Source organism: Trueperaceae bacterium (genome assembly GCA_036381595.1).
Classification (GTDB): Bacteria; Deinococcota; Deinococci; order Deinococcales; family Trueperaceae; genus DASVCN01.
Map to the genome: position 1 here is coordinate 216,326 of DASVCN010000023.1, position 19,171 is coordinate 235,496.

At 67.2% G+C, this 19,171-nt stretch carries 17 protein-coding genes and 1 pseudogene; 6 read left to right on the forward strand and 12 right to left on the reverse strand.

Annotation, left to right across the window (positions count from 1 at the left end):
* Positions 1-80: 80 nt before the first annotated feature.
* The gene (gene malQ / locus VF168_07545; protein ID HEX7004025.1) at positions 81-1,640 is read left to right on the forward strand and encodes a 4-alpha-glucanotransferase; all 1,560 of its coding nucleotides are present in this window, start codon (positions 81-83) and stop codon (positions 1,638-1,640) included.
* Positions 1,641-1,832: 192 nt separating this feature from the next.
* The gene (locus VF168_07550) at positions 1,833-3,677 is read left to right on the forward strand and encodes an ABC transporter ATP-binding protein (GenBank protein ID HEX7004026.1); all 1,845 of its coding nucleotides are present in this window, start codon (positions 1,833-1,835) and stop codon (positions 3,675-3,677) included.
* Between the two features lie 162 nt (positions 3,678-3,839).
* On the opposite strand, the gene VF168_07555 is transcribed toward VF168_07550, so the two are convergent.
* From VF168_07555 to VF168_07565, 3 genes are read right to left on the reverse strand one after another with little or no spacing between them, the layout of a single operon-like run.
* Positions 3,840-5,024, reverse strand: coding sequence for an MFS transporter (locus tag VF168_07555; GenBank protein ID HEX7004027.1), 1,185 nt, complete (start codon positions 5,022-5,024; stop codon positions 3,840-3,842).
* Between the two features lie 31 nt (positions 5,025-5,055).
* A complete protein-coding gene (locus VF168_07560) occupies positions 5,056-6,882 on the reverse strand; it encodes an ABC transporter ATP-binding protein (protein HEX7004028.1) in 1,827 nt (608 codons plus the stop codon).
* Positions 6,883-6,917: 35 nt separating this feature from the next.
* Positions 6,918-8,708 carry an ABC transporter ATP-binding protein gene (locus VF168_07565; protein ID HEX7004029.1) on the reverse strand — a complete coding sequence of 597 codons (1,791 nt, stop codon included), beginning with the start codon at positions 8,706-8,708 and terminating at the stop codon, positions 6,918-6,920.
* 506 nt (positions 8,709-9,214) lie between these two features.
* On the opposite strand from VF168_07565, the gene VF168_07570 reads away from it, so the two are divergent.
* A complete protein-coding gene (locus VF168_07570) occupies positions 9,215-9,514 on the forward strand; it encodes a hypothetical protein (GenBank protein HEX7004030.1) in 300 nt (99 codons plus the stop codon).
* Positions 9,515-9,577: 63 nt separating this feature from the next.
* On the opposite strand, the gene VF168_07575 is transcribed toward VF168_07570, so the two are convergent.
* The 9 genes and pseudogenes from VF168_07575 to VF168_07615 form a co-directional block, all read right to left on the reverse strand.
* Positions 9,578-10,069 carry a methylated-DNA--[protein]-cysteine S-methyltransferase gene (locus VF168_07575; GenBank protein ID HEX7004031.1) on the reverse strand — a complete coding sequence of 164 codons (492 nt, stop codon included), beginning with the start codon at positions 10,067-10,069 and terminating at the stop codon, positions 9,578-9,580.
* Positions 10,066-10,626 (reverse strand): hypothetical protein, encoded by a 561-nt coding sequence (locus VF168_07580; GenBank protein HEX7004032.1) that lies wholly within the window; start codon positions 10,624-10,626, stop codon positions 10,066-10,068. Before VF168_07580 ends, VF168_07575 begins: the two co-directional genes overlap by 4 nt.
* Positions 10,615-10,932, reverse strand: a pseudogene (locus VF168_07585) (AlkA N-terminal domain-containing protein). Before VF168_07585 ends, VF168_07580 begins: the two are co-directional and overlap by 12 nt.
* A 43-nt stretch (positions 10,933-10,975) precedes the next feature.
* On the reverse strand, positions 10,976-11,548 hold the full coding sequence (locus tag VF168_07590) for a GNAT family N-acetyltransferase (protein HEX7004033.1): 573 nt from the start codon (positions 11,546-11,548) through the stop codon (positions 10,976-10,978).
* 44 nt (positions 11,549-11,592) lie between these two features.
* Complete coding sequence (locus tag VF168_07595; GenBank protein ID HEX7004034.1) at positions 11,593-12,609, reverse strand: SDR family oxidoreductase; 1,017 nt, start codon at positions 12,607-12,609, stop codon at positions 11,593-11,595.
* Positions 12,606-13,772, reverse strand: coding sequence for a zinc-dependent alcohol dehydrogenase (locus VF168_07600; GenBank protein HEX7004035.1), 1,167 nt, complete (start codon positions 13,770-13,772; stop codon positions 12,606-12,608). The genes VF168_07595 and VF168_07600 overlap by 4 nt, the downstream gene beginning before the upstream one ends.
* Positions 13,769-14,530 carry a hypothetical protein gene (locus VF168_07605; protein ID HEX7004036.1) on the reverse strand — a complete coding sequence of 254 codons (762 nt, stop codon included), beginning with the start codon at positions 14,528-14,530 and terminating at the stop codon, positions 13,769-13,771. The genes VF168_07600 and VF168_07605 overlap by 4 nt, the downstream gene beginning before the upstream one ends.
* A gap of 149 nt (positions 14,531-14,679) precedes the next feature.
* A complete protein-coding gene (locus VF168_07610; GenBank protein HEX7004037.1) occupies positions 14,680-15,906 on the reverse strand; it encodes an ABC transporter permease in 1,227 nt (408 codons plus the stop codon).
* Entirely contained in the window at positions 15,903-16,655 is a 753-nt protein-coding gene (locus VF168_07615; GenBank protein HEX7004038.1) for an ATP-binding cassette domain-containing protein, read from the reverse strand. Before VF168_07615 ends, VF168_07610 begins: the two co-directional genes overlap by 4 nt.
* 164 nt (positions 16,656-16,819) lie before the next feature.
* Between VF168_07615 and VF168_07620 the strand changes: the two genes are divergently transcribed.
* From VF168_07620 to VF168_07630, 3 genes are all read left to right on the forward strand, one after another.
* Positions 16,820-17,596, forward strand: a complete 777-nt coding sequence (locus tag VF168_07620) for an alpha-hydroxy-acid oxidizing protein (GenBank protein ID HEX7004039.1) — start codon at positions 16,820-16,822, stop codon at positions 17,594-17,596.
* 77 nt (positions 17,597-17,673) lie between these two features.
* The gene (locus tag VF168_07625) at positions 17,674-18,141 is read left to right on the forward strand and encodes a hypothetical protein (protein HEX7004040.1); all 468 of its coding nucleotides are present in this window, start codon (positions 17,674-17,676) and stop codon (positions 18,139-18,141) included.
* Positions 18,138-19,169: a DUF4397 domain-containing protein gene (locus VF168_07630; GenBank protein HEX7004041.1), complete on the forward strand. Its 1,032-nt coding sequence runs from the start codon at positions 18,138-18,140 to the stop codon at positions 19,167-19,169. Before VF168_07625 ends, VF168_07630 begins: the two co-directional genes overlap by 4 nt.
* Positions 19,170-19,171 lie beyond the last annotated feature (2 nt).

Sequence of the window (19,171 nt, forward strand, 5' to 3'; positions counted from 1 at the left end):
TCCTACTCGCGATATCCTCGTCCGACCTCCGGTACCATGCCTCCGGGCTTCCGGCTCGGGAGCTGCGGAGGTAGATTCGTATGGACATCGAGCGCAGTGCCGGCATCCTGCTGCACCCCACCTCGCTCCCCGGGCCTCATGGCGTAGGAGCGCTAGGGGACCAGGCTTTCCGTTGGGTCGACTTCCTCGAGGCGGCCGGGCAGCGTCTCTGGCAGGTGCTGCCGCTGGGCCCTACCGGCTACGGCGACAGCCCCTACCAGTCGTTCAGCGCTTTCGCCGGCAACCCCTACCTGATCGATCTCGATCGGCTTCGCGAGGAGGGCCTTCTCGCCGACGAAGATCTGGCCGAGGCGCCCGAGTTCCCCGATGCGCGGGTCGACTTCGGGGCGGTGATCCCGTTCAAGCTGGCGGCGCTGGAGCGGGCCTTCGTACGCTTCCAGGAAGCGGCCGAGCCGAGCCTGCGCGACGAGTTCACCGAGTTCGTGCGGGAGCAGGGCTACTGGCTGGACGATTTCGCCCTGTTCATGGCGCTCAAGGAGTCGCACGGGGGACGTTCCTGGAACGAGTGGGAGGAGGGAGTCCGGCGTCGGGACCGTGCGTCGCTGAGCCATGCCCGGAAACAGCTCGGGGAGGCGGTCCGTCGTCACGAGGTGTGGCAGTTCCTCTTCTACCGTCAGTGGCTCGAGGTGAAGCGCTACGCCAACGAACGGGGGATCGCGATCATCGGCGACATCCCGATCTTCGTCTCGTTCGACTCCGCCGACACCTGGGCCAATCCGCAACTGTTCCATCTGGACGAAGAGGGCAACGCCACGGTGATCGCCGGCGTGCCACCCGACTACTTCAGTGCCACCGGCCAGCGCTGGGGCAACCCCCTCTACCGCTGGCAGAGGATGGCTCAGCATGGTTTCCGCTGGTGGATCGACCGCTTCCGCTCCAGTCTCGAGTTCTTCGATCTGATCCGGGTCGACCACTTCCGGGGCTTCGAGGCCTACTGGGAGATCCCCGCGAGCGAGGCGACCGCGGTGAAGGGGCGTTGGGTGAGGGGTCCGGGTCAGGCCCTGTTCGACGCCCTAGCAGATGCGTTGGGGGATCTGCCGATCATCGCCGAGGACCTCGGTGTGATCACTCCCGAAGTCGAGCGCCTGCGCGACGAGAACGAACTGCCCGGGATGAAGGTGCTGCAATTCGCCTTCGCCGGTGACGCCAGCGACCCTTACCTGCCGCACAACTTCTCGCGACGCTCGGCGGTCTACACGGGGACCCACGACAACGACACGACCTTGGGCTGGTATCTGAGCGCACCGGAGTCGGAGCGGGACATGGTGCGGCGCTACCTGGCACATGGCGACGAGGGGATCGTCTGGGAACTGATCAGGTTGGCCACGGCGTCGGTCGCCGACATCGCCGTGGTGCCGCTCCAGGATGTGATGTCGCTGGGCGGCGAGGCACGGATGAACACGCCTGGGAAGGCATCCGGCAACTGGGGGTGGCGCTTCCGGCCGGAGCAGCTCGAGCCGTGGATGGCGCCGCAACTCAGGGAGATGGCGACCCTCTACGGGCGGCTGGGGGCCGGCGAAGCTGCCGATACGCCGTACCGTCAGTCGGTGACGGAGAGCCGCGTCGAGGAAGGCAGTTGAGCCGACGGGGCGCCGGTTGCACCCGCCGCTGATCGGCCGCTCACGGCGCTTTGGCCACAGCTACCGGTCGGTCCTCTCGCTACAGATCCTCTGACGTCGACTGCTGGCCGCTAAGCTCGGTCGCTCTGAATCACTCCCTCGCCCCTGGCGACCCTTATCATTCGCCTATGCCGCAACTCCCGGCAGAGCGTCGTGGCCGCTGAGGCGCAGACCCGGAAGCGTCGCCAGTTCTTCGCCAAGGTCTGGGGCGAAGCGCGTGAGCTCGTCTGGGCGCATCGGGGCAAGCTCGCTATCGGCCTCGTCCTGATGGTCGTCAATCGGCTCGCCGGCTTCGTGCTGCCGGGCAGTTCGAAGTTCCTGATCGACAACGTGATCGACAAGGGTCAGATCGATCTCCTGCTGCCGCTCGCCCTGGCTGTCGGAGGAGCGACTGTCGTCCAGGCAGGGACGACGTTCGCCCTCTCTCAGGTCGTCTCGGTCGCGGCTCAGGGCGCGATCATGGACATGCGCCGCCGGGTGCAGGAGCAGGTCACGCGCCTGCCCGTCCGCTTCTTCGACGGTACCCAGACCGGGGTGCTGATCTCGCGCATCATGAGCGACGCCGAGGGGATACGCAACCTGGTCGGGACCGGCATCATCCAGCTCGTGGGTGGAGTGTTCACGGCCGTCCTGGCGCTGGGAGTGCTGATCTACCTGAACTGGCAGCTCACGGTCGCGATCGTGCTCTTCCTCGCGCTCTTCGGCGTCGTGATGTCGTTCGCTTTCGCCCGACTGCGCCCGGTCTTCAGGGAACGCGGCGAGATCAACGCCCAAGTCACCGGCCGTCTCGCCGAGACGCTGGGTGGAATCCGTGTGGTGAAGGCGTACCGGATGGAGGAGCGCGAACAGCGCGTCTTCGGCGAGGGGGTCGCTCGGCTGTTCGCCAACATCCGCCGCTCGATCACGGGCATCTCGGCGATCACCGCCTTCTCGACTCTGATTGTCGGGCTCGTCGGCATGGTGATGATCCTGGTGGGCGGTCGTGCGATCTTCTCCGGCACGATGAGCCTTGGGGACCTGGTGATGTACGTGTTCTTCGTGGGTCTCCTCGCTCAACCGGTGATCCAGATCGCCAACATCGGCACCCAGATCAGCGAGGCGTTCGCCGGCCTCGACCGGATCAGGGAGTTGCTGCAGATGACCACCGAGGACGACGAGGACGACACGAAGTCGCCCGTCGGCCGGATCGACGGCGAGGTGGCGCTGACCGATGTGGAGTTCGCCTACGAGGCCGGTGCGCCGGTGCTCAAGAAAGTGTCGCTGAGGGCGCCGGCAGGCTCGACCACCGCTCTGGTAGGTTCCTCCGGCTCCGGGAAGAGCACCCTGGTCAGCCTGATCATGGCGTTCAACCGGCCCCAGCACGGCCTGGTCACCGTCGACGGACGGGATCTCGCCGAGCTGCGCCTGGGCGAGTACAGATCCCAACTCGGTGTCGTGCTGCAGGAGAACTTCCTCTTCGACGGGACGATCGCCGACAACATCCGCTTCGCGCGCCCGAACGCAAGTCGTGAAGAGGTAGAGGCAGCCGCCACCATCGCCAACGCCGACGGCTTCATCCGCTCCTTCCCCGACGGCTACGACAGCGTCGTAGGCGAGCGGGGGATCAAGCTCTCCGGTGGGCAGCGACAGCGGATCGCCATCGCCAGGGCGATCCTCGCCGATCCCAGGATCCTGATCCTCGACGAGGCGACCTCCAGCCTCGACAGCGAGAGCGAGGCCCTGATCCAGGAGGGCCTGAGGCGGCTGATGCAGGGGCGCACCACCTTCGTCATCGCCCACCGGCTCTCGACGATCAGGGACGCAGACCAGATCCTCGTGCTGGAGGATGGCGAGATCGTCGAGCGCGGCGAGCACGCCCAGCTGCTCGCCAAGGGCGGCCGATACCGGGAGTTGTACGACAAGCAGTACTCGTGGGAGAAGAACCTGTTCGTCAACCCCGGGGAGGAGCTGCAGGGCGAGCCGGGTGCCGGAGTTGCCGGCGAGCCGAGGATTACTTGACGGGAGAGACCTTCGGTAGCTCCCTCACTGTCGGGCCCCGCCATCATCGCCTGCAACGCGGCCAGCCTGATCGGCCCTGGCTTCCTCCTGGGCGTCCCCCTGAGCGGCACGGACTCCGGCTCACCACATCCTGGCGCAACGATCGTGGCGGCTGCCAGGCGCTTACGGTTTAGCAGGAGGCTGGTTTCGCGCTGGCAGCAGCAGCACCGATGCCGATCCAGCCAGTAGCGCCACGATCCCGCAGGCGATCACGCCGGCGTACCCGAAGAGCGGGAAGAGGAAACCGGGGAGGTACGCCCCCAAGCTGCCGCCCAGGTAGTAGAGGAGCAGGTAGAGGGCGTTAGCCCCGGCCCTGTCGCTTTCGGCCGAGGTGGCGACGTGCCCCACGGCCAGACCCTGGACCAGGAAGTTGCCGAAGCAGAGGACCAGCAGGCCGGCCAGCACCAGCGGAAGTCCGGGTGCCAACGTGAGGGCGTTGCCGGCGATGGTCAGGCCGAAGCCGATGGCCAGAGTGGCGCCGAGTCCGCTGACACGACTCAACGGCCCGGCGACGGTCGAGGAGAGGACGCCTGCGCTGTAGGTGATGTAGGTCAACCCGATGAGGCTGCTGGTGAACTCGAATGGCGGCCTGCTAAGACGGAACGGCAGGTAGGTGAAGGTTGCCTGGAAGGCGAAGAAGAGGAAGAAGCCGATGAGCAGGCCGGCGACTATCTGGCGATTGCGGAAGTGACCGAGGGTGCCTGCGAGGGCTCCACGCAAGCTGCTCTCGCCGGAACCGGGCCTGAGCGGCCGGAGCCGGGCCCAGAGGGGCACCAGTAGCAGGTAGAGGGCCGCGCTCAGCAGGAAACCGTAGCGCCAGCCAACCAGGTCGGCGAAAGTACCCGACACGACCCTGCCCATCATCCCGCCCGTGACCGTCGCCGCGATGTATAGGCCGGCGACCACGCGCATGGTGTGCACGGGCAGAGCGTCCGAGACGTAGGCGATGCCGACCGCCAGCAGCGAGGGGAGCAGGAGGCCCTGGGCAAGGCGGAAGCCGAGCAGCAGGGTGAAGGTAGGGGAGAGCGCCGCACCCAGGCTGACGGCCCCGAGGAGGAGGGAGCCGATCAGCAGGATGTTGCGCCTGCCGAAGCGGTCGGCCAGGACCCCCAGCAACGGGGAGGCGAGCGCGATCCCCAAGATCGTCACCGAGATGAGCAGAGCGGCTCTGCCGGCCTCGAGACCGAACTCGTCGGCAAGCAGAGGAAGGATCGGTTGCGGCAGGTAGAGGCCGGTGAAGGCCGCCAGGCCCGTGAGGTAGAGGGCGACCGCGCGGGCGCCGAACGGCGAGTGGTCCAGGCCCGTCACCCTGCCTGAGTGTCCCTGCCCACCGCCATGCTCAGCTCACCAGGCGCTTGTCGGGGTCGTAGTCGGGCGACTGGTGGCGGAAGTAGGTGTTGTAGAGCTCGGCGTAACTACCCCCCTGCTCCAGCAGCACCTCGTGCGTTCCCTCTTCGACTATCTTCCCCTTGCGTAGCACCACGATCCGGTCGGCGGTGCGGATGGTCGATAGCCGATGGGCGATGACGATGGCGGTCCTGTCCTTCAGCACGAACTCGAGTCCCTCCTGGATCTGCGCCTCGGTCAACGGGTCCACGCTGGCGGTAGCCTCGTCGAGGATCAGAATGCGCGGGTCCTGAAGCAGTACCCGGGCCAGGGCAACGAGCTGGCGCTGCCCCATCGAGATCCCTCTGCCCCCTTCGCCCACCTCGCTGTCGAGCCCCTGGGGGAGCGAGTCGAGCCACTCCCCTCCGCCGATGCTCCTCGCCGCTGCCACGACATCTTCGTCTCTGGCAGTGGGCGAACCGTAGCTGATGTTCTCCCGGACGGTGCCGGTGAACAGGAACGGCGTCTGCTGGACGATGCCGAGGTGGCGCCGATAGCTGGCCAGGTCGAAACTGCGGATGTCGTTGCCGTCGATGAGCAGTTCACCTGCCTGGAACTCGTAGAAGCGCGCCACCAACTTGCCCAGGCTCGACTTGCCGGCGCCGGTGTGACCCACGAGCGCCACCGTCTGGCGTGCGGGGATGACCATGTCGAACCCCTTCAGCACCTGCTCCTGCGCGGTGTAGCGGAAGTCCACACCGCGGAACTCGATCCGGCCCAGCAGGTCGTCCACCCTGCGGTCGTCGTCCTGCACCACCCGCGGCTCGGCGTCCACCAGCGCGAAAACCCGCTCGCTGGCCGACAGGCCGAGCTGGAACTGCGACCAGAACGACGCGATGCTGGTGAGCGGGAACCAGAAGTAGGCGACGCTCTCGACGAAGAGGAACCACTGGCCGGCGCTGGTGTCGCCCTGCAGCACGCTGTGGCCACCGAAGTAGACGACCAGCGCGGTGCCTATGCCGGCGATGGTGGCGAGCACCGGGAAGATCCCGCTGAACACCAGACCCTGGTTCAGGTTGAGCCGGTAGGAGCGGCTGTTGATGTCCTCGAACTCCCCGAACAGCGCTCGTTCCTGACGGAACGCCTTGGCGACCGAGATACCGGTTACCGACTCCTGGATGTTGGAGTTGACGTCGGCCAGGGCGCGCCTGGCGTTGCGGGTGGTGTGGCGGGCGATGTGGCGGAAGGCCAGCGCCGCCGCGACGATCAGCGGGGCGATGGCGAGGGCGATGAGCGCCAGTTCGACGTCGATCCAGAAGAGGAGACCGACGAGGATGGCGACCTGCAGAACCTGCCCGACCAGGTTCAGAGTCAGGGTCACTACCGTGGCGAAGTCTTGCGTGTCCGAGGTCACTCGACTCACGATCTTGCCGGTCGGGAACTCGTCGTAGAACGACATGTCCCGCGCCATCACCGCATCGAAGGCGTCCCTTCGGAGGTTCAGCACCACGTTCCCCACCGCCCTCGCCGAGTAGCGCTGGCGGAAGAAGTTGAACGTCCAGGCCAGGGCTCCGGCCGCGAGCACCGCCAGCACGTAGGGCAACGCCCGCTGCCACAGCAGGCTCCCGGTCGCGCCGCTTCCCACGATCCGGTCGATGCCTCCGGCGAGCAGCACCGGCAGGGCGGCTCCGGTGATGGACGCGCACAGGATCGTCAGGCCCACGAACAGCATCATCGGCAGGTAGGGTCCGAAGTAGCTGATGATGCGGACTACGAGCTGACGGTCGCTGTAGGTGCGGTCGTAGGCCTCTCCGCTGAGGCCGTCCATGAGAAAACCCATCCACTACTCCCTGTCCCGGTGCAGACCCGGGTTCACTAGTCGTACCTCGAGAAGATGCGGCGGTAGTGGTCGTTGCGTTCGAGCAGTTCGTAGTGGCCGCCCTGATCGACCAGCTCGCCACGCTCGAGCAGGAGGATCTTGTCGGCCTTGCGGATCTGGGAGAGGCGGTGGGTGATCATCAGCGTCGTCCTTCCCTCCAGTACCTTGTTGATCGCCTTCTGGATGGCGTCCTCGGTGGCGCTGTCGATGGCGCTTGTGCTGTCGTCGAGGATGAGTATGCGCGGATCGGTGAGTAGCGCCCGGGCGATGGCGAGCCGTTGCCTCTGCCCTCCCGAGAGGGTCACGCCTCGTTCGCCGATAACGGTGTCGTAACCGTCGCTGAAGCCCATGATGAACTCATGCGCCTGAGCCGCCTTCGCTGCGGCCACCACCTGCTCCCGGGTGGCGCCGGCCAGGCCGAAGGCGATGTTATCGGCGACGGTCCGGGAGAACAGGAAGATGTCCTGCTCGATCACCGATATCTGCTGCCGCAACGACTCCAGGTGCCAGTCTCGAACGTCGACGCCGTCGATCAGCACCCGGCCCTCGCTCGCGTCGTAGCCACGGTTCACGAGTTTCACGAGGGTACTCTTGCCGGAGCCCGTCTGACCGACGATAGCTATCGTCTCGCCTGGGCTGGCCGTGAACGACACGCCCTTCAGTGCCTCCCTGGCGTCGCTATCCTCGTAACGGAAGCTCACCTGGTCGAAGACGATCTCGCCCTGGACCTCCGCTCTGTGACCCGCCGGGTTCTCGTCCAGCTCGGTCTCCTCCTTCATCAGCTCGAGGATCCGCTCGGCCCCGGCCAGGCCCAGTTGCACGAGCGAGAACGAGAATATCGACAGGTCGGCGAGGCCACGCAGCGCGCTCACCAGGCCCACGTAAGCGACCAGCTCCCCGACGCTCAGAGCGCCGTGCGAGAGGAGCCAGAGTCCGTGAGCGAAGGCGCCGGCGAACATCACGCCGAAGAGCAGGAGCGGGAGGTAGCGAGCCTGTACCTCGCCCTGCCGCACGAAGTAGTCGCGGTAGGCGGCCGCGCTGGTGGTGAACTTCCCCTTCTCCCGCTCCTCCTGGGCCGCCGACTTGACCAGTTCGATCCCGGAGATGGTCTCGTTCAGACCGGCGTTCATCACCCCGAACTGGCGGCGCATGTTGCCGGCGACCGGGTTGAGCCTGGCCATGTAGTGGCGCAAGGCGAAGACGAAGGCGACTATGAACGCCAGAGGTGCGCTCAGCAGGCGCCAGTCGAGCAGCCCGATGTAGACGAGCGGAAGGAGCATGCCGAAGACGGTGTCGCCGATGAGGGCCACACCCGGGTTCATCATCCCGTTGAGCATGCGCACGTCGTTCGCCACGCGCGCCATCACGTCGCCGACCCGCTGCCGGTTGTGGAACGTCTGGCTCTTGCCCAGCAGGCTCACGAACAGCTCTTCGCGGGCGTCGCGCTCGAGTCGCTGCCCCATCGTCTCGATCGAGAAGAACGCCGTCAGATCGAACACGACCCGCACGGCCAGGATGCCCAGCAGCAGGAGCATGATCGTGAACAACTTGCCGCCTTCAGGTTCCGGTTGGAGCACCAGATCGAAGGCGACGCCGGTCAGCCGAGGGACCGCGGCGAAGAGCGCCTGAGTGACGATGATCCCCAGGAGGAATCCGGTCGCCAGGAGCTTGTAGCGGGCTACATGAGAGAGGATCCAGCGAACCGGGGAACGCCTGTCGTACCGGTGGGCATCCTCGATCGTGAACTCGGCGTTGCCGACAGGCAGCCGGAGCGAACCGACGGTCATGGGCCCACCCCCTCCATCTCTGACTTCGTTCTGCGTTCCAAGACGATCACTCCTGCTGTTGGCTCAGTCGTCCAAGGGTCGAACCGGGCGGATGTCTCCGGCACCTAACGCCGAGGTCGACCAAGCGTTCCGGATTCTCTGTTTCGAAGGGACTGTTGCGAAGGGACTGTTGCGAAGGGACCGGCGGCGCTCTACGGACCACACCTATGGGCTCGTGCGGATCGCCTGCGCACAGAGGGATCGATCGCAGCCGAGCCGGGGCCGATGCGGCCAGGTGGGATCAGGAGTCGAGTAGAAGCACGCCGAACATTCTAGTGAAGGCCGCCGGCGAAAATCAAGCTCGTTGGCCGATGAGCCAGGGTCCTTCTCCGAGATCGGAGCGGACCCGAGCTCCCCAACCTGGAGTGTGCCGGTAGCGGTGGTGACGGGGCCCCAGAAGGCTCACGCTTGCGGGCGGCGGGGCATGGCCCCGTCGGCGTGGAGTCTAGGCTAGGGGAAGGAGTGCGGTGATGTACGTTGTCAGGGACGTGTTCAACTGCAAGCCCGGGAAGGTCCGGCCCATGGTCGAGAAGTTCAAGGAACTCTCCAGACTGATGGCCGAGATGGGGCAGGAACCGATGCGGTTGCTCACCGATCTTTCGGGTGAGCCGTACTGGACCGTCATCGCCGAGTCACGGGTGGAACGCCTGGACGACTTCTTCTCCGCAAAACAGCAGATGGATGACGAGAGGGTGCGGGCCGCAATGGCGGGCTATCACGACCTGGTCGAGAGCGGGCGAAGGGAGATCCTGCGGATAGAGGAGTGACCGGTCGGCTCCCTAGCAGATGCTGGCCGTCGACCGGCCAGACGTTCGTCCGCGCGACGGTCTTCAGTTCGTGAACAGCGGCCCAGGGCCGTATCTGCCGGGCTGCTCGAGTTCAAGCAGTCGCCGCTTCCTGGCGAATCCACCGGCATAGCCGGTAAGCGAACCGTCCGTGCCCACGACACGGTGGCAGGGAACGACGATAGGCAGAGGGTTCTTGCCGTTGGCCGCACCCACCGCCCGCACCGCCGCGCCGTGGCCGAACGATTCGGCGATCTCCAGGTAGCTGCGGGTGTCTCCGTAGGGGATCGTGCTCACCGCCTGCCACACCTGCCTCTGGAACTCGGTTCCTCGAGGCGCGAGGGGCAGATCGAACGCTCTGAGCTCCCCTTCGAAGTACGCCCTCAGTTGATCGCCGGCCCCGGAATCGAGTTCGTCGACCGGAAGCCAGCCCTCTCGGGGCGGTTGCTCTTCGAAGAGGACGGCGACGAGGCCGGCGTCGTTCTCGGCGACACGGAGCGTGCCGATCGGGGAGTGAAGCTTCTGGTAACGGATCATCCCACCGCTCCTCTTCTGTTCGCCACCGGCCCGGAGTACGACGCCCATAGGAGCATCGCGGCGTAGCCGCGGTAGGGGCGCCACCGTTGCGAGATGGCGTAGAGCTCTCTCTCGCTGAGCGTACCGCCGCCAGCTGCCGCTGCCCGTCTGAGGATCAGGTCGCCCGCGGGGAACGCGTCCCCCAGCCCGAGTGCCCTCATCGCTAGGTAGTTGGCGGTCCAGGGCCCGACACCGGGAAGCGCCTGGAGTCGCTCGAGCGCCTCGTCGAGGTCGGTGAGCTCCGTGAACCGCAGTTCCCCGGTTGCCACCGCTCCGGCGAGTGCCCTTATCGACCCGATCTTCTGGTTCGAGAGTCCGAGGCCCGACAGATCGGCCTGCGCCAGCCGTTCTGGCGTGGGGAAGAGGTGAGTGAGGCCGCCTACCCAACCGGCCAGAGGCTCACCCTGTCTCGTCGCCAGCCTTCCGGTCAGTGTCGTCGCTGCCTTGACGCTCACCACCTGCCCGATGACGGCTCGGACGGCCGTCTCGAACGGGTCCCAAGCCCCCGGGACCCGGATCCCCGGGAACTGCTGTACGAGCCGCGCCAGCAGAGGGTCTTGCGCCAGAGATCGTTCGATGGCTTCGCTGTCGGCATCGAGATCGAAGAGCCGGCGGACGCGGCGCTCGATCCGGGAGAGGTCGCAGGCTGGGGAAGCCCGGACGAGCAACCAGGCCGCTTCGCTGTGGTGCGTAACGGTGACGGTGCCGCACGCCCCTGCCTGCTCGAAGGTCCGCCCGTACGCCCCCTTCGAAACGGACTCCACTCCTGGCGTTGCCCGGGCCGCCAGGAAGCCGACCAGCCGATCCCAGTCGAACGGTCGTCTGTACGGAAGCCGCCGCTCCGTACACGCCCTGCCGTCCCTCGGGTCAGATGTAGCGTGCGAGTTCGTCGTCGATGCGCTCCTCGCCGGCTCGAACGCCCATCATCCGCCGTCTGAGCGGGTTGGTGAAGTACGACAGGTGGACCAGCGTTCCGAAGCGGTCGTTTATCTCGAGCCCCGAGATGACGAAGCCTGCCTTGAGCTTGGGAACCAGGACGCTGTTGTTGGTAGCGTTGTGGCGACTGTAGATGATCTGGAATCCTTCGGCCGCGACCCTCTCCATGATCTTGGGCAGCAGAGCCGTGTAGATGCCCTTGCCTCGGTGCTCCTCCACGATCCCGGTGTTGGTCATGTAGAACTTCTCGGCGTCCTCCTGGTGCCCGACGTGCCAGCCCACCGGCTCCTCATCCAGGTAGACGCCGATCCGCAGCGAGAACGACTCCTTGCCCATCCTCTCGCCCAGCAGCTCCATCGCCTCCAGCTCATCCGTGGACAGAGCCTGGCGCGAACGGAAGGTGAAGTGTTCAGCGAAGACGAGAGGCCTCAGCCGCTCGAAGATCGGCCGGAACTCCTCATCGCTCAGTTCACGGTAACTGTAGGGGCCGGTCAGAGGGGGCATGGCGCATTGTGACACCGCTCGCGTGTTCGTTACCCTGCCAGCCGCTACTCGAGCTCATTGTTCCTCCTCGCGGCTCGCCTAGTGAGCGCGGCATAAGCAGGGCTGCGCTCGGGCGGTAGGACCTCCTTGCCCTCGCGCAGCTCCTCACCGACCGCCTCGGCAGGACCCGGCAGGAGGCGGCTAGCCAGGCCGGCCGCCTGCGCGAAGAGCCCCGGCGCGAGGGCGTGCGCGGCGATGGGGACGCGCAAGTAGGCGGGGAGTATCAGCGAGGCGTCGCCGCGCTTGCAGGCGGCCACGATCTTCCGGGCGACGTGCCTCGAGCCCATGCTGAGCCCTGGAAGCGAGCTCAGGAGAAGGAACCAGCGGAACTCCTGCTCGCGCCGGCCCCCGAACATGGCCCGGTAGGGGCTTCCCGTTCGCATCAGGCCGGGAGTGACGGTCGTAACGCGGATCCCGTTCGCCTCCAGCTCGGCATGGAGCGCCTCCGAGAAGCCCACGGCGGCGAACTTCGCGGCCGTGTAAGGAGTCAGGTGCGGGACCGGTATCCGGCCGCCGATCGAGGTGACGTTCACGATGCGCCCAACTCCCCGCTCCAGGTGCGGCAGGGCCGCGTAGACCGCATGCAGCGTGCCGAAGAAGTTGTTGGCCATCTCCTCGTGGAACGCTTCGACGCCCAGGTTCTCGATCGGACCAACGCGGATGGTGCTGGCCACGTTGACCAGCACGTCGAGGCGACCATGGCGCCGCACCAGCTCGCCGACCGCGCGGCGCACCTGTGCGAAGTCGGCCAGGTCGCAGGGAAGCAGGTCGAGTGGCACTCCCGCCAACTCGAGGCCCGCTCGCTCGAGCGCAGCCTCGTCCCGAGCCAGCAGGGCGATGTGCGCGCCTTCGTCGGCGAACTGGCGGCCCAGCTCCAGTCCCAGACCGCGTGACCCGCCGGTGATGAGCACGACCCGCCCGGTGAGGTCGAGGCGGCGGCGCCGGCGCAGCAGGGCCGCGCCGGCGAGCGCGGCAGCCGACCCGGCCACGAGGAGGCCCGCTCTGGCGCCCTTACTTCTCACGGCGACAGCACCACCTTTATGCAGCCGTCACGCTTGCGCCGGAACAGCTCGTACGCAGCCGGCGCCTCGTCCAACGTCATCCGATGGGTGAGGATGGTGTCGGGGCGCAGCTCCCCGTCACGGATCTTCTCCAGCAGGGGACGGAGGTAACGGTGAACGTGGGCCTGCCCCATCCGGAAGGTGAGGCCCTTGTTGAACGCGGCCCCGATCGGGATCGTGTCGATGAAGCCGCCGAAGACGCCGGCTATGGAGAGGACGCCTCCCTTCCTGCAGGCGTAGATCGCCTGCCGCAAAGCGTGCGGCCGGCCCGTCTCGAGCCTGACCGCCTGTTTCACGCGATCCAGCGGACCCAGCAGACCGCCGCCATGCGACTCCATCCCCACCGCCTCGATGCAGGCGTCCGGCCCGCGACCGCCGGTGAGCTCGCGCAGCCGCTCCACGACATCCTCCTCGCGGTGATGGACGGTCACGGCGCCCAGCTCGGCGGCCTTCGTGAGCCGCGCCGGTACGCTGTCTATCGCCACTACCTGCTCGGCCCCCTGGGCGTAGGCGCTCATCACCGCCAGCAGGCCCACCGGTCCGCAGCCCCACACGGCCACCGTCTCGCCACCTTCGAGCTCGCAGTTCTCGGCCGCCATCCAACCGGTGGGCAGGACGTCGCTAAGGAGCAGGACTCGCTCATCGTCGAGCCCGTCGGGCACCTTCAGCGGTCCCACATCGGCGTACGGCACCCGCACGTACTCGGCCTGCCCGCCGGCGTACCCACCCATCAGGTGGGAGTAGCCGAAGATCCCGGCAGGAGACTCGCCGAAGAAGAGTTCGGCCAGCGGCGCGTTCGGGTTGGAGTTGTCGCACAGCGCCCACTGATCGTTCCGGCAGTACCAGCAGTTTCCGCAGGCGATGGGGAAGGGGACCACCACGCGATCGCCCACCGCCAGGCCGCGCACCTCGGCACCGACCTCGACCACCTCTCCCATGAACTCGTGGCCCAGGATGTCGCCTCTTCGCATCGACGGGATGAAGCCGTCGTAGAGGTGGAGATCGGAACCGCAGATGGCGGTCGAGGTGACGCGGACGATGGCGTCACGGGGCAGCAGCAGCTCCGGGTCGGGCACCCGTTCGACCCTTACATCGTGAGCGCCGTGCCAGGTCAGGGCCCTCATCGCGACTCGCGCACTAGCGCAGGCCGGTCCGAACCACCGTCGCGCCGCCGGCCCGCTCCCGCGCTCTGACCCTCTACCGTGGCGATCTCACCCGCCTCGAGCAGCTGCCGCATCCGCCTCAGCTCCTGTTCGAGCAGTTGCGATGGGCTCAGGCCGGCGCGCTTCAACGGCACGGATCCTTCAGCCTTCGCCAGCACGTTGGACAGCACGGCGGGACCGGTCGGCACGAACCAGAGGTCGGCGTGGACTTCCGTGCCGTTGCCGGTCGCGGCGAAGCGGAGTTCGAGCGCGGCCGGGATGGCGTTCCCACCCACGCTGGCCCAGGCCAGGCGCAGGCCCGCTTCGCTGGCCGTCCGTCTGACCTCCAGCGAGTGGCGGCCGCCCAGAGGGGTCCTGAGCGCTACCCGCCAGCGCTCGTCAGCGAGCCTGTGCGCGCTCTCGAGGTAGTTGCTGAAGAGGGTGAAGCCGCCCGGGTCGCTGAGCCGGCGGTAGACATCGTCCGGCTCGAGCTGAACCGTGACCCGGCTGCAGATCGCTACCGTCCCGCCCACCTGCGAGCGGGAGATCCCCAGCCACCGGTAGAGGTGTGAACGCCCGCTGACTCCGCGGTAGAGGAGGATTCCCGCCGCCGTCCCGAGGAGCGCTGCCGACGAACGGCGGCGGCGCGTCAGCGCTGCCGAGGCCGTCAGCGCCCCGAGGGAGAGCGAGAGCCCACGCTCGAACGGGCTCAGGTCGATTCGATCCTCGCTAGCTGCCATGCCCCTCCCGCGCCGCGCCGGGCGTCAGTGCGAGCCTAGGGCAGGCCGGGGAGGCTCACGACGCATCAAGGCACAGTCGTCGTCGGGTGCCGCTCGCCGCGAACGGCGGGCGAGGTTCCTCGACCTTCCGACGGGGCCGCCGCTGCGCCTCAGGTCCTGAAGATCACCCGCTCACGGCTGAAGTTGCGCAGTGCTAGAGCAAGCAGGACGACGATCACAACGATCAGCGAGCCCCAGGTTAGGGCCACCGAGGCTGCCCGGGCGCCGCCGGTGACGATCTCGTCCATGAGCAGCAGAACGTTGACCACGGGCACCAGGTAGACGCCGACTCCGAGCTCGAGCAGATCGGCGAACTGAAGCGCCATCACCGGCAGGATGAGGAGGAAGCTGAGTGGGGCGACGTAACTCTGCGCCTCCTTGAAAGACCGGGCGAACATCGTCACGCCAAGCAGCAGCGCAGCCAGCGTCGCGGCCAGCAGCAGCGTGCTGAGGAGGAGCAGGATCACCGACGAGGGCGTCACCTGCAGCGAACCGCCGAGGAGCTCGACGATCTCGGCGCCGTCGCCGCCCAGTCGTGAGGTGACCAGGCCCCGGAGGATCGTGCCACCGGCGACGTAGCCCAGGATCGCCATGACCGCCGCGCTGAGACCGAAGAGCATGGTGGCGAGGAACTTGCCCACCACTACTTCCGAGCGCTTCACGGGCGCCACCAGCAGCGACTCGAGGGTCCCTCGCTCCTTCTCGCCGGCGGTCGCGTCGATGGCCGTCATCTGACCGCCAACCAACGTCCAGATCGCGATGAAGAAGGGGATTATCCAGGAGAGCTGGCCGCTGCTCCGCTCGGCGACGGTAGAAGCGTCGACCGCCTGCACCGAGACCGGCTCCAGCAGAGAAGGATCGAGCCCGGCTCGACGTAGCCTCTGGGACACCAGCTCCTGACGGAAGGCGTCGACCGCTCGCCTGACTTTGGACACCGCTACCTCGGCCTCCAGGTTCCCCTGCTTGCTGTAGAGCACGACCTCCACCTGCTCGCCTTCGCTGAGGCGTTGGACCATCCCGGCAGGAACCGTGAGGCCGACGTCGGCCTCCTCGTTCCGGACCGCTGCCTCGGGATCGTCCTGGGCGTAAGGTTCGACGTTGGCGAGAGCCAGCTGTTCGCCGAGTTCAGGAGGGAGCTCGGCGAGGTTCTCTACAGCCAGAGGAGTTTCGCTGGCCTGTTCGCGGTTGAACAGACTGCCCAGCAGCAGGGGCAGGCCGAGCATGATCACAGGCAGGAGCACGAGCGGCAGCAGCAGGTTCGAGACTATCGCGCGTCGGTCCCGCAGGGTGGAGAGCACCTCCTTGGCGGTGATCTGCGAGATGATCCGCCACCTCACGCCGCTACCTCCGGCTGCAGGCCAGAGCGCCGCACGGTGGTGAAGAACGCGTCCTCGAGAGTGCTGCTGCCGGTGTTGGCGAGGAGTCCGGGAACCGTGTCCTGGGTAACCAGTTCACCCCGGAAGACGATCGCCAGACGGTCGCAGACCTCTTCGACCTCGCTCATCACGTGGGTCGAGTAGACGACCGCCTTGCCCTCGCTGGCGAACCGGCGCACCAGGTCGAGCACGGCCCGGCGAGCCATGACGTCGAGCCCGCTCGTGGCTTCGTCGAAGAAGACCACCGGCGGGTCGTGCAGTATCGCTCTGGCGATGACGATCTTCTGCTTCATCCCCGTGGAGAAGCCCCCAGCCTGACGGGTCAACGCCTCGCCGAGCTCGAGCACGTCGGCCAACTCGGCGATCCGCCGGTCGATCCTGGTCCTGTCGATGCCGTAGAGACGTCCGAAGTAGCCGAGGATCTCCCGGCCGGTCAGCCGGTCGTAGAGGCCCATGCCCCCGTTGACCACGCCGATGGAACGGCGCACCGCCTCCGCTTCTGCGCCCACGTCCAGCCCGGCGACGCTGGCGCGGCCGGCATCGGGGCGAAGCAGAGTGGCGAGGATCCTCAGCGTGGTCGTCTTGCCGGCGCCGTTCGGGCCCAACAGCCCGAAGACTTCACCGGCCCCGACCGAGAACGAGATGTCGCTTATCGCCCTCACGGCGCCGAACGATTTGGCGAGGCTGTCTACTTCTACCAACTTGCTCACTCCTCAGCTGCCGGCCCTCGCAAGAGTCTACCGGCTGCTCCGAACCGTGCCCGAACGGAGCGGAACCGGAACAGCGCCGCGCGGAACGGGGCGCGCCTGGAGTGCGCGACGTGGAGCGCCCGACTGCTCCGGCCGCCCACCGGCCTGCTGGTATCATCCGGGCGATGACAGAGCGCGAATTCGCTGCCCTCGACGAGTATGCGCTGGTGGCGCGGGTGCTTCACGAGGTAGACGAGGTCGACAGCCGCATCGAGCTGCTGGAGTGCGACCTGGCCAGTCCTATCGTGCCGCTCGAGGCGAACGGCGCCGCCCCTTCCGCTCGACTCGCCCTGCGTGCCGCCCAGGGTTTCGCGGGCAAGCGCGACGAGCAGCGTCACGGGTCGATCGTGCCGCTGCTACGGAATGACAAGATGGGAGAGTTGATGCCCCGCGTCAAGAGCCTCTCCGAGATGGGCTTCCCGGCACTGGCGTTGGACATGAGACAACTCGCCTTCACCGCGCCGCACGGTACTAGCCAGTGGCGTCCCAGGACGCGGGAGGAGCTGGCCGAACTGCGAGCGGCAGCTGGTTGCCCACTCTGGGTCTTCGGGCTGAACAGCTCGGCCGATGCAGAGATCGTCGTCGAGGCGGGTCTCGAAGGCGTGGTGGTCAGCTCCACCCTGGGGAGCTTCGTAGGCGGACCGGCGGCCATCGAAGTGCTTCCCGAGATACTCGACGCGGTAGCGGGCATGACCGGTGTCTACGTCGGCGGTCCGGTCCGCACCGGAGTGGACGTGTTCCGCTACCTGGCGGTTGGCGCAGAGGCGGTGATCGTCGAAAGCGATCGCTCGATCGCCAATCTCGAGGCCGAACTCCACTACGCCATGCGGCTTACCGGCTGCGAGACCCTGGCAGACATCGGTTACGAGAGCATCTACGCTCCCCTGTTCGGCGAGCTGTAGCCCACTCTCCCGGGGAACGGTGTGGCCGTCACCGGTTTACGCCGTGGCTGACAATAGAATGCGCTGGGGAGGGACTCTTGAGCGAACAGGGGGCACGCCGATTCAGGCTGGATCGGCGCCGGGTGGGCATCGTCCTGGCCGCGGCGCTGGCGCTGCTGCTCATCCTCTGGCTGGTGCTCCTCCTCCCCTGGCCCTTCACGACACAGCCGGCCTCGCTCGAGGTGCGTATCGACGCCGCCGTAGAGAGCCTCGCCGACTACGGGGCACGAAGCGAAGCTGTGCTGCGCCTGCAGTTCCTCGAGGCGGCGCTCATCGACGGGCGCCGTTCCAGCGAGTTGCGAAGCGACTACCGGCTGCTCGAGGAGAAGCTCGAACCGATCATCCGGCGGATGGAGCCGCAGCCGGCGTCGGCGCTGGAGGCCGAACTGACCGGGCTCTTGCCCGATCTGACGCGGGACCGTAGCGCCGCCGCCCATCGACTGGCGGAGATGACTGACCTCCTCTTGCCCGCCGGCGGACTGGAGCGGCAGGGGGACCGCCCGTGAGAGCGTTCGCAAGAGTCTTTCAACTGTGGTTGCTCCTGGCCTGCGCCTGGGGGGCCGCCCAGCCGATGGCGGCGATCCGACTCACGCACCTGTCGCCCGACGCGCCGCAGTTCGACATGGTCGTCGATCGCCAGCTATTCATGATCGACGTGACCTACGGAGAGGTGAGTCCCTATCAGCCGATCCCGGCGGGTCAGCACGAGATCAGCGTGTGGCCGCACCGGCTGCCGGACGGTGCTGCCGGCGAGGAGGCGGAGGGCCCGCAGACGCTGGAGCCGATAACGATCATCGTCGATCTGGAGGACGGCGGCTACTACACCCTGGCGATCTCGGGCTTCTACCAGGCGGCTCCGGAAACGTCGAGCGGAACGCTGGCCGTGGAGGTCGAACCTGCCGAGGCGACCGTGCTCGTCACCGGTCCCCGCGGGTTCGAACGGACGTTCCAGGGGGACAGGGTGCTCGAGGAGCTGGAAGCGGGCCGTTACGCGGTCAGGGCGGAGTACCAGGGGTATCAGCCGGCGACCTTCGAGATAAGCGTGCAGCAGAACGAAACCTCCACCGTCAGCATCACCCTTCAGGAGGGGGAGGAGGAGGGGGACGCCACCGCCACGCTGCCCGAGAACGTACCGGCGGCCCCCTCGGGTAGCTGGCGCCCGGTGGAACTCCACGCCTTCCGCGACGACCTCGAGGTCGTCCCCCCGCCCGGCGGCTCGCGGGTGAGGCTGGTGCACCTCTCGCCCCTCACCGGGCCGGTCGACCTCCTCGCCATCCCCTCGGACGGTGCCGGCGAGCCGGCGGTGATGGCCTCGGGCCTCGAGTTCCCCAACGCCGGGGATTACATGCGCCTGCCCGGCCGCGACTACACCTTTCAGGTGAGGCTGGCCGGAGCCGACGCGATCGTGACCCAGGTTCGTGACGTGACCGTCCCCGCTGGCGGCGTCTACACCTTCTTCCTCGTCCAGGAGCCGGCCGACAACTACGTCAGGCTGGTGCCGTCGGTCGACGCGCTGCTGCCGGTACGGAGGTAGGA